Origin of the sequence: Streptomyces sp. NBC_01341, assembly GCF_035946055.1 — a bacterium.
In the GTDB taxonomy this organism is placed as follows: Bacteria; Actinomycetota; Actinomycetes; order Streptomycetales; family Streptomycetaceae; genus Streptomyces.
In genome coordinates this window covers 3595184-3611502 of record NZ_CP108364.1, presented here as the reverse complement: position 1 = coordinate 3611502, position 16319 = coordinate 3595184, and the positions used below count along the sequence as shown (strand labels likewise).

Genomic DNA, 16319 nt, shown 5'->3' with positions numbered 1-16319 from the left:
CCCCGAGGAAGGGCTGACGCCGCATGATCCTGCTCCTGTCGACGTCCGACACCGACCTGCTGAGCGCACGCGCCTCGCAGGGACCGGTCAGCTACCGCTACGCCAACCCTTCCCGGCTCTCCCCGGACGGCCTTCCGCAGCTGCTGGAGGGTGCCGACCTCGTCGTCGTACGCCTCCTCGGCGGCGTACGTGCCTGGCAGGAGGGGCTGGACCAGGTGCTGGCGACCGGTCGGCCCGTCGTCGTACTGACAGGTGAACAGGCCCCCGACGCCCAGCTGATGGCCGCCTCGACCGTGCCCATCGGCATCGCCGCCGAAGCGCACGCCTACCTCGCGCACGGTGGCCCCGCCAACCTGGAACAGCTGGCCCGCTTCCTCTCCGACACCGTGCTGCTCACCGGCCACGGCTTCGAGCCGCCCGCCCCGGCGCCCGCGTGGGGCCCGCTGGAGCGGACGGCCAAGGACGTGACCGGCCCGACCGTCGCGGTGCTCTACTACCGCGCCCACCACATGAGCGGGAACACCGACTTCGTCGAGGCGCTCTGCGCGGCCGTGGAGGACGCGGGCGCCCGCCCCCTTCCGATGTACGTCGCCTCGCTGCGCTCCCCGGAGCCCGAGCTCATCGACACGCTCCGGGCCGCCGACGCCATCGTCACCACGGTCCTCGCCGCGGGCGGCACCAAGCCGGCCACCGCGTCGGCGGGCGGTGACGACGAGTCCTGGGACGCGGGCGCCCTCACCGGCCTCGACGTCCCGGTGCTCCAGGCGCTCTGCCTCACCAGCCCTCGTGCGGCGTGGGAGGAGAACGACGAGGGCGTCTCCCCGCTGGACGCGGCCACCCAGATCGCGGTGCCGGAGTTCGACGGGCGGCTGATCACGGTGCCGTTCTCCTTCAAGGAGATCGACGAGGACGGACTGCCCGCGTACGTCGCCGACCCCGAGCGCGCCTCCCGGGTCGCCGGAATCGCCGTACGGCACGCCAGGCTCCGCCACATCCCGGCCGCCGACAAGCGGATAGCGCTCGTCCTGTCCGCCTACCCGACCAAGCACTCCCGCATCGGCAACGCGGTCGGCCTCGACACCCCCGCCAGCGCCGTCGCACTGCTGCGCAGGCTCCGGGCGGAGGGCTACGACTTCGGGCCCGAGGAGCAGATCCCCGGCCTCGTCTCCGGCGACGGCGACGAGCTGATCTACGCGCTCATCGAGGCCGGCGGCCACGACCAGGAGTGGCTCACCGAGGAACAGCTGGCCCGCAACCCGGTCCGCATCCCCGCCGCCGACTACCGCCGTTGGTTCGCCACGCTGCCCGCCGAGCTGCGCGCGTCCGTCGAGGAGCACTGGGGCCCGGCCCCCGGCGAGATGTTCGTCGACCGGTCCCGCAACCCCGAGGGCGACATCGTCCTCGCCGCCCTGCGCCGCGGGAACCTGCTGATCCTCATCCAGCCGCCGCGCGGCTTCGGGGAGAACCCGATCGCGATCTACCACGATCCCGACCTGCCGCCCTCGCACCACTACCTGGCCGCGTACCGCTGGATCGCCGCGTCCGCCGACGACAACGGCTTCGGTGCCGACGCGATGATCCACCTCGGCAAACACGGCAACCTGGAGTGGCTGCCCGGCAAGAACGCCGGTCTCTCCGCCGCCTGCGGTCCCGACGCCGCGCTGGGCGACCTGCCGCTGGTCTACCCGTTCCTGGTCAATGACCCGGGCGAGGGCACCCAGGCCAAGCGACGCGTGCACGCCACCCTCGTCGACCACCTGGTCCCGCCGATGGCCCGCGCCGACAGTTACGGCGACATCGCCCGGCTCGAACAACTCCTGGACGAGCACGCCCAGATCGCCGCGATGGACCCGGCGAAGCTGCCGGCGGTCCGCGCCCAGATCTGGACCCTCATCCAGGCCGCGAAACTCGACCACGACCTGGGGCTGGAGGACCGCCCCGAGGACGAGGGCTTCGACGACTTCATCATGCATCTCGACGGCTGGCTCTGTGAGATCAAGGACGTCCAGATCCGCGACGGCCTGCACGTCCTGGGAACGGCTCCGGCCGGCAAGGACCGCGTCAACCTGGTCCTCGCCGTCCTGCGCGCCCGGCAGATCTGGGGCGGCACGGCCTCCCTTCCCGGCCTGCGCGAGGCGCTGGGCCTCGACGAGTCGGCCGCCACCCGCACCGCCGCCGATGAGACCGAGGAGAAGGCCCGGGCGCTCGTCCAGGCGATGGACGACGCCGGCTGGGACCCGGCCGCCGTCGCCGGCGTGGCCGCCGGACACCCGCAGGCCGTCGCCGACATCCTCGACTTCGCCGCCCGCGAGGTCGTGCCCCGCCTTGCCGCGACGACCGACGAGCTGGACCACGCGGTCCACGCGCTGAACGGCGGTTTCGTCCCCGCCGGACCGTCCGGCTCCCCGCTCCGCGGCCTGGTCAACGTCCTGCCGACCGGCCGCAACTTCTACTCCGTCGACCCGAAGGCCGTCCCGTCCCGGCTCGCCTGGGAGACCGGTCAGGCCCTCGCCGACTCGCTCCTGGAGCGCTACCGCGCCGACAACGGCGACTGGCCCACCTCTGTGGGCCTCTCCCTGTGGGGCACCAGCGCGATGCGCACCGCCGGCGACGACATCGCCGAGGCGTTCGCCCTGCTCGGCGTCCGCCCCGTCTGGGACGACGCCTCGCGCCGGGTCACCGGCCTGGAGCCGATCCCGTACGAGGAACTGGGCCGCCCGCGCATCGACGTCACCCTGCGCATTTCCGGCTTCTTCCGCGACGCGTTCCCGCACACCATCGGACTGCTGGACGACGCCGTGCGCCTCGCCGCCTCGCTCGACGAGCCGGCCGAGCAGAACTTCGTGCGCGCCCACACCCAGGCCGACCTGGCCGAGCACGGCGACGAGCGGCGCGCCACCACCCGCATCTTCGGCTCCCGGCCCGGCACGTACGGCGCCGGACTGCTCCAGCTCATCGACTCCCGCGACTGGCGCACGGACGCCGACCTCGCCGAGGTGTACACGGTGTGGGGCGGCTACGCCTACGGCCGTGAGCTGGACGGACGCCCGGCCCGGGACGAGATGGAGACGGCGTACAAGCGGATCGCGGTGGCGGCGAAGAACACCGACACCCGTGAGCACGACATCGCGGACTCGGACGACTACTTCCAGTACCACGGCGGCATGGTCGCGACCGTGCGCGCGCTGAAGGGCACCGCCCCGGAGGCGTACATCGGCGACTCGACCCGCCCCGAGACGGTCCGCACCCGCACCCTGGTCGAGGAGACGTCCCGGGTCTTCCGCGCCCGGGTGGTCAATCCCAAGTGGATCGAGGCGATGCGCCGCCACGGCTACAAGGGCGCCTTCGAGCTGGCCGCCACGGTGGACTACCTGTTCGGCTACGACGCGACGACGGGCGTGGTCGCGGACTGGATGTACGACAAGCTCACCGAGACGTACGTCCTCGACCCGACGAACCGCGAGTTCCTGCAGCAGGCCAATCCCTGGGCGCTCCACGGCATCGCCGAGCGACTTCTGGAGGCGGAGTCCCGGGGGATGTGGGAGAAGCCGGACCCCGCGGTCCTCGACGCGTTGCGGAAGGTCTTCCTGGAGACGGAAGGCGACCTGGAGGGCGAGGACTGAGGCGGGCGCCCGGCCGGACAGGGATCCGGCCGGGTTCCCGCGGTCCTGCCTTGCCGCCTCGGCGCCCAGGGTTCACCCTTGTGGCATGGGTGATCCGGCGGACCACACGCCCATGGCGGCTGTTCAGCACGCGTTTCGCCTGCTGGAGGCCGTGGCGGCGCACGAGGGCGGCGCGCCCGCGACACAGCTCGCGCGCGAGGCAGGCCTGCGCTTGGACGAGGCTCTGGAAGTGCTGCGGGGACTCACCGACGACGGGTACCTCCTCAGGCTCGACGACGGCGGCCTGATCCTCAGCGACAAGTTGCACGGCGGCAACGGCTCGGGTTCCCCGGTCGACCCGATACGCCCGGCCCTCGCCTCGCTGCGCGACGAGGTGTCGGCCGCCTCCTACCTCACCTTCTACGAGGAGGGCGAGATCCGGATCGCCGAGATCGTCGACGGGCCGCAGACTCCCAAGGTCGACCTCTGGGTGGGGTTCGAGGACGCCGGACACGCGACGGCCCTCGGCAAGTGCGTCCTGCGCGAGCTGGACGACGAGGCGAGGGGCGACTACCTGGCGCGGCACGAGCTGCCCGACCTGACGCCCCGCACGATCACCCACCGGGAGGATCTGCTCCGGCAGCTCGAATCGTCGACGTCGACCCCGGTGATGATGGACCGCGAGGAGTACGACCTCGGGACCGTGTGCATCGCGGTGCCCGTCTACCACGGCACGAAGCTCGGCTCGCTCGGCGTCTCTTTCCGGGCGGACCGCATGTACCGCACGAGGCAGGTCAGGGAGAGCCTGCTGGCCTCGGCGGACCGCGTGAGCAGGAGCCTGTCCTTCGGCGGCTGAGAGGGGCGGCTCGGGGCGGCGGCCGGTGGGCGGTCCGTCGCTCGGGCGGACGGGCCGGGAGCCCGAGTACCCGGAGGAGCCCTGGCCTGTCAGGGCCGTGCCCGGAGGCCCGGCAGCCGATGAGAGCCGGGCCTCCGGGGCCGTCCGTTACGGCCGCGGATCCGTATCTCGGTCGGCCCGTCGGCCGCGTCTGGACGGTGTGTCCGGGTGCGCCGGGTGGGTCAGCGCGCCAGCCACTCGCGGTAGCGGGTCGGGGCGATGCGCGCGTCGGGTCCCGCGGTGATCGCGTCCCCCTGGACCGCGGCGAACATCCCGGCCGTGTCGTCCGTGACGACGGTGCGCTTGTCGCCGTGCGCGGCCAGCGTGATGCCGCCGAGCTCGTCGAGGGTGTAGGTGTCGGCGCCCGCGATGTCGAGGGTGCCCTGGAGGGGGCGGCCCGCCGCGACCTCGGCGACGACCGCGGCCACGTCCGCGGCCGCGATGGGCTGGATCGGGGTGGCGGGCAGCCGGACGGTCTCCTCGTCCGCGCTCCAGGACATGACCGCGTCCATGAACTCGAAGAACTGCGTGGCGCGGACGATCGAGTACGGGACGCGTCCGGCCTTGAGCAGGTCCTCCTGGAGCACCTTGGCGCGGTAGTAGTCGAGCTCGGGCACCCGGTCGACGCCCACGATGGACAGCACCACCGCGTGTCCGACGCCCTGCTCCCGGGCGGTGGCGAGCAGGTTGTCCATCGTCGTCCGGAAGAAGTCGAACGAGGCCTCGTCGAAGGTGGGCGAGTTGGTCACGTTGACGACGGCGTCGACCCCTGCCAGGGCGGCCCGCAGGCCCTTCCCGCTGATGAGGTCGACGCCGGTGGACTGCGAGTGCGGCACCGCCTCGTGTCCGGACGCCTGGAGATCCCGGACCACCTGTGAGCCGATGAGTCCGGTTCCGCCGAGCACTGCGATCTTCATGTCGTACCTTCCCTGGCGCGGATGGATGGGCGATATGTCGGTCATGCCCGACACCGCGTCACTCTACGCCTGAAACTCGGATAATTCTTGTCCGAGACAATACTCGGACAATGCTTATCCGGGTACCGGAAGGTACTGTGAAGTGGTGAAGATGTCGGGTGGAGTCGAATGGGCGTTGCACTGCTGCACCGTGCTCACGACGAGCAGCGAGCCGGTCCCCGCCGCGCGCCTGGCCGAACTGCACGACGTGTCGGGCAGCTACCTCGCGAAGCAGCTCCAGGCGCTCTCGCGTGCGGGGCTGATCCACTCCACCCAGGGCAAGTCGGGCGGCTACGCCCTGACCCGGCCACCGGAGACGATCACCGTCCTCGACGTCGTCCAGGCAGTCGACGGCCCGGCACCCGCCTTCGTCTGTACGGAGATCCGGCAGCGAGGCCCCCTGGCGACGCCCGCGGCCGCCTGCAGCACCCCCTGCGCGATCGCCCGCACGATGGGGGCGGCGGAGTCGGCCTGGCGCGCGTCGCTGGCGGCGGTAACGATCGCCGACCTGGCCCGTGACGTCGAGGCGGACTACGGCCCTCAGGCCATGGCAGGCATCGGTAACTGGCTGGCGGACAGGGACTCCTGACCCGACGGCCGGGGTCAGCGGCTCCGGCGGCGTACGCGGTGTCGCCGCAGCGGTCCACCCCGCGCAGGCCCGGAAGTCAGCCGTCGGCGGCTATCACCGCGAGGCTCACCCGGAAGGCCCCGCCTCCGGGTCTCAGGAGGAAGCCGAAGCCGGCGACTGCCCTTCCAGCGGCAGCAGTTCGGGGCGCTTCGCGCTGCGGCCGTCACCCGAGGACCTCCCGCGCAGCCGACGTCCGATCCACGGGCCGAGGAAACCGGCCGCCCAGCGGAGTTCGGCCCCCGCCGCGTGCAGGCGGGAGGGAAGCTCCTGGGGTGGCAGGGGCTCGGCCCAGCTCTCGTCGTCACCGAGGAGGCCCAGGGCGTGGGCAGCCGCCGCGGCGATCCGCGTATGGCCGAGCGGGCTCGCGTGCAGACGGTCCTCGCTCCACAGCCGGGGATCGGTGGCCACGGGCAGGAGAGCGACGTCGGCGAGGACGACACCGTGCCGGGCCGCCGCCTCGCGGATGCGGTCGTTCATGTCGAACACCCGGGCCCGCACCGGGCGGGCGACGGGCGCGATCTTCGCCACGTCGGGGAAGGTCAGGGTCAGCACCCGCGCCCCGGAAGCCGTGAGCGCGGCGAACATCTCCTCGAGCTGCCCCGCCACGCCCTCGGCGTCGAACTTCGGCCGGAGCAGGTCGTTGACACCCGCGACGACGGTGGCCAGGTCGGGGCGGAGGGCCAGTGCGGGGGCCAGCTGCTCGGCGCGCACCTGCCCGGCGACCCGTCCGCGTACGGCCAGGTTGGCGTACCGCAGGCGGGGCTCCGAAGCGCCGATGTGCTCCGCGAGCCGGTCCGCCCAGCCGCGCAGCCCTGTCTCGTCGTCGCCGTCCCCGACCCCTTCGGTCTGGCTGTCGCCCAGTGCGACGTACCGCAGAAACTCACCGTTCGGCACGGCTGGTCCGCCTCTCGTCGAGTACGCCCGCGGTGTGCAGGCACCAGTCCCGGTGACTCCGTTCGAAGGACAGCCCGCGCAGGCACGTCAGGTACGGCCCGATACGGTCCCCGGTCCGCAGGTACTCCTGCTCGGTCGCGTCGCCGCGCAGCCGGTGGAGGACCTTGCCGAGCAGCTCGATCCTGGCCTCGGCCGCGGAGGCCCGCTCGCGGAGCTGCAGGACGACCGGGGTGGTGTCGATGTGGTCGGCGGCCTGCACCTTCACGAGCAGGTCGTCCCGGATGGAGGAAGGCTTGGACACGTCCGCGGCGAAGTGTTCCAGCTCCGCGAGGCCGGCGTCGGTGACATGGAAGAGCCGCTTGTTGGGGCGGGTCTCCTGGATCACCTGACGGCCGGCCACCAGCCCTCTCCGTTCCAGCTCGGCCAGCTCGGCGTAGAGCTGCTGGGGCAGGGCGTGCCAGAAGTTCGCGACGCCGATGTCGAACGCCTTGGCCAGCTGGTACCCGCTGGACTCGCCGTCCAGCAGTGCCGCCAGCACGGCATGCCGCAGTGCCACCGGACCTCCTCGACGCACGTTCGCCCGTCCTCATGTAGTCACTGAAGAGACTAGTCATTTTTTTGACTAGGGCAAGGGCGGTTCCATGGCCTCGCTGTGTGCGGAGAGCGGCTGCCACGGGATCGGTCAGGAATCGAGAAGCGTGCGGCCGGAGCCGGACATAGCGTCGGTTCCATGACTTCCATCGCTTCCGTCTTCCTCGACGCGGCAGACCCGGCCGCCGCCGCGTGCTTCTACTCCGACGCCTTCGGACTGGAGTCCCTGGTGGGTGTCCGGGCCTCGGAGACCCCTCCGGCCGGCTTCCGCGGGTTCACGCTGTCGCTCACCGTGTCCCAGCCCTCGGGCGTCAACCGCCTCGTCGACGCGGCCCTGGCCGCCGGTGCGACCACGGTGAAGCCCGCCACGAAATCGCTCTGGGGATACGGCGGTGTCGTCCGGGCCCCCGACGGCGCGCTCTGGAAGATCGCGACCTCGGCGAAGAAGGACAAGGGTCCCGCCACGTCGGAGATCGACCAGGTGGTGCTTCTCCTCGGCGTCGACGACGTCATCGCGAGCAAGAAGTTCTACGTCGGTCAGGGGTTCACGGTGGGGAAGAGCTTCGGCCGCAAGTACGTGGACTTCGCGACCCCGTCGAGCCCGGTCAAGCTGGGGCTCTACGGCCGCAAGGCCCTGGCCGGGGACGCCGGCGTCGCCCCCGAGGGCGACGGGCCGCACGGGCTCACCATCGGAGGTGACGGCGAGGCGTTCACCGACCCGGACGGCTTCGCCTGGGAGGCGGTACGGGCCTGAGCGGATCCGGGGCGAGCACGCCGGTCGGGCATGCGGGAAGGCACGTAGGTGCAGATCTGAGCACCGATCAGCAGTCGGCCAACGCCGAACGCTTCGCGGTGTCGGTGGTCGTCCGGTCGCTGGGCGAGGACTCCGCGGCCGGTATCGCCGCCTCGGTCGTCGCCGGCCTCGCCCCGGTCCACGCCCGCGGCCGCTACCAGGGCGCCTTCAGGGTGGACGGCACTCGCCCGCGGGCGCCCCCGCCGCAGTGGGCCCGCTCGCACTCGCCCGCCGGATCAGCGCACGAGCAGAGAGCACACCTCAGCCCGACCGACGTTCGCCGGGGCGCGCGGCAGTTTCGGTGTGTACAGGGAACGGTCGGGGGCGGTGCGAGCCCCGGCCCCCGACCTGGTGGTCAGCTGCTGTAGTACCCGGCCAGGTCGGCGATGACCTGGACCGAACCGGTGTGGTTGGCGAAGGTGACCCGTCCGTCAACCACAGGCACCACGACCATGTTGGAAATGGTCTGCCCTGCACCGAAGTTGAGGTTCGAGACCCGGGGCTCCGGCAGACCGTGCGGGTGGACCGTCAGATATCCCCCAGCCGAAGGCGCGGTGACCGTCACGTTGAGCACCACTGCTGTGACCCCGGAGGAGGGGACGCCGGCCGTACCGGTGACCGGGAGGCTGACCAGACCGCCCGGGGCGACGGCTCCGGGCCGGGCACCCAGTCCGCTGCGTGTGTCCAGCAGCCGCAGCGGGCCGGCCGGGGTGAAGGTCGAACCGGTGGCGGAGAAGTACCCCGTGACGTCGGCGAGGAGGTCGACGGAGCCCGCACTGTTGCGCAGGGCCACCGAACCGTTCACCACCGGGACGACGACCATGTTGGGGATCGTCCGGTCGGCGGCGAAGTTGATGCTGGATACGGCAGGCAGCGGCTGGCCGTCGGGGTACACGGTGATGTGGCCACCGGCGGTGGGCAGGACGGCGGTGACGTTCATGACGACGGCGGTGACCCCGGTGGCGGGGATGCCGTGTGTCCCGGCAACCTTGAGCTTGACGGTTCCGCCCGCGCCGACCCGTGCCTTGGGGGCGCCGGTGCCGTTGCGGGTGTCCAGGAAGCGCGTCGGCGAGACCGGCGTCAAGGCCGAACCCGAACTCCCCTCCGAGTAGTAGCCCGTGACGTCGGCGAGGAGGTCGACGGAGCCCGCACTGTTGCGCAGGGCCACTGATCCGTTCCGTACGGGAACCGTCACCAGGTTGGCGATGGTCTGCGGCGCCGTGTAGTTGACGCTGGAGACGGTCGGCAGCGGCTGACCGTCGGGGTACACGTCGACGTGGCCGTTGCCGGTGGGCAGGACGGCGGTGACGTTCATGACGACGGCGGTGACCCCGGTGGCGGGGATGCCGTGTGTCCCGGCAACCTTGAGCTTGACGGTTCCGCCCGCGCCGACCCGTGCCTTGGGGGCGCCGGTGCCGTTGCGGGTGTCCAGGAAGCGCGTCGGCGAGACCGGGACGAGGCGGTTGTGGGGCGCCGTCGGTGCGGCGGTGACGGTGTAGGCGCCCGGAAGGTAGCCGGGTGACGGGATGCCGGATGTGTACCCGACGTTGCCGATCACCAGGTCGTACGCGCCCGGAGGGAGGTCGTACGTACCGAGCCGCACGGTGAGCGTGGTGCCATCGGCGCTGACGGAGACCGGCTCGGCGGTGCGGGAGTCGTCCCCGGACCGGAGTTCCACCCGGGTGCCGAGGGTCAGATTCGTGCCGTGAAGCACAACCTGGTTGGACGTCCCGGCAGGTCCGCTCGTCGGACCCAGCGAGGTGACGTCGGCCGGCTTCGGCTGAGTGGTGCAGCCGCTCCTGCAGACACCCTGCATGGAGTACTCGACCGGAGTGTCCGCCTGGTACGGGCTCACCAGCATCAGGTAGTCGCCCGCGGAGGCGCTGGAGGTGGTGAGGCAGGAATAGCTGAAGACACCGGCGTTGTCACCGTTGCACTGGTAGGAGTAGTCGGCGCTCTCGCCGGCGAAGCGGGTGGTGCTCAGCAGGCTCACCCACGGGGTGCCCGTGCTGCTGCTCTGGGTGCCGAACACCTGGAAGCGCTGCGACGGCTGCATGGGGATCACGGCGCAGTACGCGGTCGCGGACTCGGTGAACGTGCCGCTCCGCACGGAAAAGCCCTGCGGGGACACCTTGTTGGCCGTGCATTCCGGGGCCCAGCCCGAGGCGGTGCCGACGCGCCAGGTGTCGATGTGTGCGGAAATGGGGGTCTCGTCGTACCCCGAGGCCAGGACGATGACAACGTACGAGGTCGAGCCGGTGACGCGGCAGGAGACGCCCCACTGCCGGCACACGCTCGTGCCCGAGGCATCGACCACCTTCAGCACCACGCCCGTGTTCCGGGCGGCCGTCGGGGTTCGCGCGGACATCCAGAGCTTGTCCGTGGCCGCCGCGGTGACCCGCAGACACCGGCTGTCCAGTGCGGAGTCGAGGGCGAAGGACGTGGAGGCTCCACCGACGGTGAGCGAGGCCGGAGCGGCGCACTTCGCCGTCGAAGAGATGTCCCGGCGGACAAGCTTGTACGTGTCCGAGACGCCGGTGCCCGTCAGTAGGGCCGTGTAGCCGACACCGGCCGTGAACCGGCAGGTGGTCGTGGAGCCGCCAACAGTGGTGCACAGCTCGTTGCCGGCGCCGTCGAACACCCGCACCGCGGCGTTGACCCTGTTGGTGTTGTTCGTGTAGTCGAACATCTCGGCGGTGGAGTGCTGGCCGGCGGCGATGCCCAGACACACGGCCTGGGTCGTGCTGGTGAGCGGAACTGACACGCCCCAGGTGCCGTCGAACGCCGACTGCGGCCAGGCCGTGCAGCCCGCGGTCTTCCCGGTGTCCTGGACGGCGAGCTGGTACTCACCTGCGGCGGAGCCCGAGAGCACCGCGTGGAACGGGGCGGTCCCTGTCAGCTTGCAGACCACCGGGGAGTCGTCGTTGTCGCACTGCGCGATGCCTTTGGCGTCGAACACCCGGTAGCTCGGGTGGACCCCACCGTCCGGTGTCCGGTCGATCAGGTAGAGGCCATGGCCGGTGGCCGTCGGGAGGGACAGACACTGCTGCTCGCCCGGTCCGCCGAAGGCACCCTTCACCGCGCCGGAGGCGAAGCCGTCGTCGCGTACGACGGTGCAGCCCTGCGTCAGGTTCGTCGCGTACAGCCGGACCCCGAAGGCGGCCGGGGCGCTGCTGCGCCCGTCGCGCGCCCAGGTGTAATCACCTGCGGTCAGGGTGCAGGGGGCGAGCAGCGTGGGAGTGCAGCGGGACGTGCCGTCGGTGGCGTAGAGGCTCCCGGAGACGCTGTCGCCGACGGTGTCGAAGAGATAGGGCCCGGAGGCGGGTACGTGCAGGACGCGGCAGCGCGCGGTGGACGTGGCGTCCGGGACCGTGCCGTAGGCCAGCGGCTGGACGGTGGGGCAGCCGGCGGGAGCGGAGAGGCGGGCCGACGTGAGGCTGTAGTCCATGCTCGCCGCGTACGACTGGTTAGTCAGCACACGGAACGGTGCGTTGCCCTTGAGGGTGCAGTCGAAGTCCGTGGCGTTGTTCTCACGGGTCGTGCAGACCTCCGTGCCGGTGGCGTCGTAGACGGTCCCGGTCACCTGCCACGCGGACAGATGGCTCCGCAGAACGTCCCCGGCGGCGGACGGCAGGCCGAAGCAGTGGCCGGCTGACCCGGCGGTAAGCGTGTCGGCGAGGGACTTCGGCGCCCCGAGGGCGGTGTCGTCCTTGGAGACCGCGGTGCAGGAAGTACCGGACAGCAGAGCCGTGTACGACACCGAGAAGCCACTCGGCGTGGCCCCGGCCTGCACGGTGTACGTACCGGCCCGGCTCGTCGGACACCGTGCCGCCCCGTACGCGCCGTCGGGCCGGTCGCAGGTGACCGTCGAACCGTCCGGTGCGGTGAGCGTCGGGTACTGGGGCTGGTCATCGGTGGAGACGACCTGGAGGAACACCAGGTCGTCGGGGTTCGGCAGGGCGAAGGTGAAGCTCGCGCCGCCCTCGGGCCCGGCGGAGCAGGTGTAGACCGTTCCCGACTCGATCGCCCCGGAGCAGGTGTCGGCCGCGTCGTTACGGCCGATCTCGCGCGCGGCGGTGGCGTGCAGCGCCTCGGGAGCCGCCTTCTTCTCCGGTGACTTCGGTGACTTCGGTGTCGCGGGCCCGGAGGCCGCGGCCGTGGTCTTCGGGGTCGGCACGGCCACGGCGGAAGCCGTGCCTGTCTGTGCGGTGAACGAGGCCAGGACGGCGACGATCAGCGCGAGAAGCGAAGCGGCCCCCCTGGACGCGTGTCGTCTTCGGCGTTGTTCCCTGATGGACGTGTGAAGCATGCGTTCCCCCCTGGAAAGCGCAGGCCCCGTCCCCGTGGTGCTCACGAGGGCTCTTGGGGCGAGTGGATTCTAACGAGGGGCAAGGACAGACGTTCGATCTTTACGGTGGCGTGGATTACGCCTTCCCGACCGATGTATTCGCGATGGGCTCCGGATGCCTGACCACCTACGTGCCGACGTACTACTCGGCCTTCGATCCGGCCGCTGCCCATCGGCGTGGAGCAGGCGCAGACGATCGTGCACGATGCGGTCGCCCACGCCCACGCCCGCGGTCTCGGCTTCGAGCCCGCGAGCGGCTTCGCCGACGCCGCAGCACACCTGGGCTCCCCGCCCGGTGACCGGCCCGCCCATCGGCTTCGGCCGGGACGGTAAGCCCTTCTACTTCTCCGGCCCCTACGACAACCCGCGCACGGGCCATTACGACTACGTCGCCCATCTGCACAAGCGGAACGGGGGCGACCCTCGGCCAGGTCCCGGAGTGCAGACCGACCGGAGTGACCGCCGAGAGGGAGCCACGTCACGACGCCTGGGCGAAATGTTGCGAAGATCGGAAATGAGCGAGACTGAAACTGAGAACAGGGCAATACGTCGAAGGGCCCCGCAGCAAGCTGCGGGGCCCTTCGACGTATTGCCCGGTGAGAGCAATGGCGGAGGATACGAGATTCGAACTCGTGAGGGGTTGCCCCCAACACGCTTTCCAACTATGCGAGTGGCCGTTCACACGCGTCCATGTGCGGTCGTTCGGCAGCTCGGCGAGGGTCGGCGTACGGCGATGAACCTGCGCGAGCACAAGCGAACTGAACAAAGAACAGGACAACGAGCACCGGGCAGCCTGAGGCTCTACTGGACGATGTTGCTTCGGTGCCAGGCGAAGTATGGGGCCCGGTGCTCGCTGTACCCACCGACCGAGTTGCCCGCGAGCTGGTCGGCGGCTTCCTTGAGCGCGGGATGCTCCCCGGCCTTGTCGCTGACAGCTACGTGGCCGGTGTCGGTGACGTGGATGTAGCCGTGCTCGAAGAGTTCGTCGCAGCCTAGGAGGCAGGCAGGCATGATGTTCGACAGCTGCAGGCGCTCTTCACGACTGGCCTGGCTGCGGCGCTTGATGTGAGCGGCCCGAATGAAGCGAACCGGGAGGTGGCGCCCGCACAGGGCACAGGTGAAGGTGTCGGCCCCGCCCAGCATCCTTTTGCGGAGCTTGCTCTGCTCACGGCGGACCAGGACTTCAACCAGGGCGCTGTCGGCGCCGGAATGCGTCACGGTTTCGGGTTCGTTGGGGAGCTGCGGCTGCTGCTCGCCTTCGCCCTCGCCTGTGGTCGGCAACTCGGTGACGAACTGAGCGAGTGCGGCCGTGCCGGGGTAGACGAGTGCTGAGCCCTGCTTGTTGGCGGACAGCCGGAGTGCTTCGGCGGCCTGGTCCCCGAGGGTCTGGCCGGTGACGTTGGCTTCGTCCGCGAGAAGGTCGATACCGATGCGCTCAGGGTAGGTGTCGTCGGGCCAGACCTGCGTGGTGTCCTGGAAGTATGGCTGGGTGATCTGGGTGACGATGACGCGCTTGAGAGTGGCGTCGGCCCAGCCGCCGGCCGGGACGCGGGCCTGCGGGCCGATGTGGGCGAGGACGAGGTAGTCGCCTGCCTCGAGGCTCTGGACATCGGGACGGCCGGTTGCACGGTCGAGGGTGGGGCTCTTCCAGCCCCACAGCCCGCGGTCGAGGCCGATCTCGAGGTTCTTCTTCGAGGGCGCGGGGACGTAGATGTACGCGGTCTTCGACATGCTGCTCCTGCACTCTGCCTCCCAACTGGGAGGGTTCAGTGGCGGTTGGCCCTTCTGGTCCGGTCTCCGGCTCGTGCCGGCGGAGAGGAAGTTCCTTCCATAGCCCGGTAGTCGGGCTGGCGGCGATGGTACATCGTCCTGGACGGTGGGACGGGGCAGTTGCTCTCGTCTCGCAAGGCATCTTGCAGGACCCGATGCAACTGGCCGAAGACGTCGCCACCGGTCCAGTCGGCGCGAGCACGTCTGCCTCGAGCCGAACCCCAGCTCCAAAGGCAGGAGTTGCCAGGCTATGTCGTTGTAGAGGACGAACAGGATGCCCTGGAGGAGACCGCGTCGGCTATGGCGGCAGCAACGCTCGACCAGAGCCCACAACTCATCGTCCACGATCCACGGTCGAGCACCGACACCCTCACGAACAGTCGAATCGTCACACCGGTTACGCCCCACCAGCCAACGTCAACAAGATCGTGTTACGAGCTCTTAAGGAGGGGCAAAGAAGGCGCTGAGGTGGGGGCCGCTGAGATGCGCGAAGCCCAGCTTAGAGCGCTTCACTGTCCACGGTGGTCCACGTAAATGTGCCTTCGGTTGCGGAGAGGTGGAAACGAAGCAGCGACAAACCAGGTGCAGTGGGAACTACATGAGGCGAGCGCGCGTGTTCTGAGGAGCAGACACGAAGTCACCACGAAAGGGTGTGGAGGGTGAGGGCCTCGTCGAGACGGGCAAGAATCTTGCTTTGGGTGGGGGCGACGCTGGCTGCTGGCCTCGCGGTGCTCCTCACATGTGTGGCGCTCTGGGCTGACCTGGATACAGCCGACAAGTTGGCCAGTCTGGTAGGAGCAGTGCTGGCTGCCGCAGGGCTGGCACTTTCCTGCTATGCCCTACTCGCGAGCCCCACTGACCCCCAGGTGACAGGCGCGCGATCAGTCCAAGCCGCAGGCAGCGTTGGTCGTGCCGTGACAGGTGACAGGAACCGCATCGGAGGCGCAGCCCCTCAGCCAGTTCCGCGAACTGAAGATCGCAGCGTGCCGGTACCCCCTGCACCAGGTGAGAGAGGGGTGTCTGCCGGGGGCCATCTCGGTGAAGGCATCACAGGCGACGGGAACCAGGTCCCGTGAAGTTCTGGAAAAGACATACAGGGTTGTCCAGAGCTCAAGGAACTGGAGAGGCCGCTCAATCCCAATCAGATATCGCACACGCCGAGTCAGGAACCGGGACGTCTGCTACCGAAACCGGAGGACGTTTAAATCCTCCGAGTCGCTCTGCATCGGCACCAAGGGAAGAACTGCAGGACGGTTACGTAACCGGCGGTGCAGAGCGATCCATGACTGCGGGGGGCAGTATCGGCCTGGCCTTATCCGGGGACAGAAATAAGGTCAACGTTCACGGAGACATACTGCTCGAATCCGGTCAGGCCCGAGCACCGAGATCGGGTTATATGCTCGAAGTGCAGGAGTTGAGCGCGCAACGGTTTGAAGGGCGCGAGGCTGAACTAGCGGCAATGGCAGCCTTTAGTTCTGCTCCGGAAGCTGACACTTCCGGTTATTGGAGATGGCTAGCTCCCGCATGGGCTGGCAAAACTGCCCTGATGGCTCACTTCGCCCTGCACCCGCCGCCAGACACAGATGTGCTGGCCTTCTTCGTGACAGCCCGGATGGCAGACCGCGCCGATCGAACGGCTTTTCTGTCCGCCCTGGAGAGCCAGCTGGGTGAATACCTTGATGATGGAGATGTGCGGTGCTCCAATCAGGGTGCTTTCTTGGAATCCTTGCAGCGAGCAGCAGATAGGGCGCAAGGTGTCGACCGACAACTTCTTCTCGTTGTAGACGGTCTAGACGAAGACGCAGGTCTGGCAACCGCTAGTACGGGGTATAGCATCGCCGC

10 protein-coding genes and 1 pseudogene are annotated in these 16319 nt (G+C 69.9%); 4 read left to right on the top strand and 7 right to left on the bottom strand.

Annotated elements, in window-relative coordinates:
* The first annotated feature begins 23 nt into the window (after positions 1–23).
* A complete protein-coding gene (cobN, locus tag OG206_RS15845; RefSeq protein WP_327116505.1) occupies positions 24–3623 on the top strand; it encodes a cobaltochelatase subunit CobN in 3600 nt (1199 codons plus the stop codon).
* Positions 3624–3708: 85 nt separating this feature from the next.
* A complete protein-coding gene (locus OG206_RS15840) occupies positions 3709–4458 on the top strand; it encodes an IclR family transcriptional regulator (protein WP_327116503.1) in 750 nt (249 codons plus the stop codon).
* 221 nt (positions 4459–4679) lie between these two features.
* Here the strand turns inward: OG206_RS15840 and OG206_RS15835 are convergent, their stop codons facing one another.
* Positions 4680–5414: an SDR family oxidoreductase gene (locus OG206_RS15835; RefSeq protein WP_327122289.1), complete on the bottom strand. Its 735-nt coding sequence runs from the start codon at positions 5412–5414 to the stop codon at positions 4680–4682.
* Between the two features lie 151 nt (positions 5415–5565).
* Between OG206_RS15835 and OG206_RS15830 the strand changes: the two genes are divergently transcribed.
* Positions 5566–6042, top strand: coding sequence for an RrF2 family transcriptional regulator (locus OG206_RS15830; RefSeq protein WP_327122288.1), 477 nt, complete (start codon positions 5566–5568; stop codon positions 6040–6042).
* 132 nt (positions 6043–6174) lie between these two features.
* Here the strand turns inward: OG206_RS15830 and OG206_RS15825 are convergent, their stop codons facing one another.
* The gene (locus OG206_RS15825) at positions 6175–6975 is read right to left on the bottom strand and encodes an SGNH/GDSL hydrolase family protein (protein ID WP_327116501.1); all 801 of its coding nucleotides are present in this window, start codon (positions 6973–6975) and stop codon (positions 6175–6177) included.
* Complete coding sequence (locus tag OG206_RS15820) at positions 6962–7531, bottom strand: PadR family transcriptional regulator (protein WP_327116499.1); 570 nt, start codon at positions 7529–7531, stop codon at positions 6962–6964. Before OG206_RS15820 ends, OG206_RS15825 begins: the two co-directional genes overlap by 14 nt.
* Positions 7532–7705: 174 nt before the next feature.
* Between OG206_RS15820 and OG206_RS15815 the strand changes: the two genes are divergently transcribed.
* Positions 7706–8320, top strand: coding sequence for a glyoxalase (locus OG206_RS15815; RefSeq protein WP_327116497.1), 615 nt, complete (start codon positions 7706–7708; stop codon positions 8318–8320).
* A gap of 394 nt (positions 8321–8714) precedes the next feature.
* Here OG206_RS15815 and OG206_RS15810 read toward each other — a convergent pair whose 3' ends face one another.
* The 4 genes and pseudogenes from OG206_RS15810 to OG206_RS15795 all read right to left on the bottom strand — a co-directional run bounded on the left by OG206_RS15810 (position 8715) and on the right by OG206_RS15795 (position 16245).
* Positions 8715–12668, bottom strand: coding sequence for a hypothetical protein (locus OG206_RS15810; protein WP_327116495.1), 3954 nt, complete (start codon positions 12666–12668; stop codon positions 8715–8717).
* A gap of 840 nt (positions 12669–13508) precedes the next feature.
* A complete protein-coding gene (locus tag OG206_RS15805; protein WP_327122287.1) occupies positions 13509–14438 on the bottom strand; it encodes a hypothetical protein in 930 nt (309 codons plus the stop codon).
* A gap of 222 nt (positions 14439–14660) precedes the next feature.
* Positions 14661–14822 (bottom strand): annotated as a pseudogene (locus OG206_RS15800) (transposase); the annotation flags it as partial.
* Between the two features lie 1168 nt (positions 14823–15990).
* Complete coding sequence (locus OG206_RS15795; RefSeq protein WP_327116493.1) at positions 15991–16245, bottom strand: hypothetical protein; 255 nt, start codon at positions 16243–16245, stop codon at positions 15991–15993.
* Positions 16246–16319: the final 74 nt, after the last annotated feature.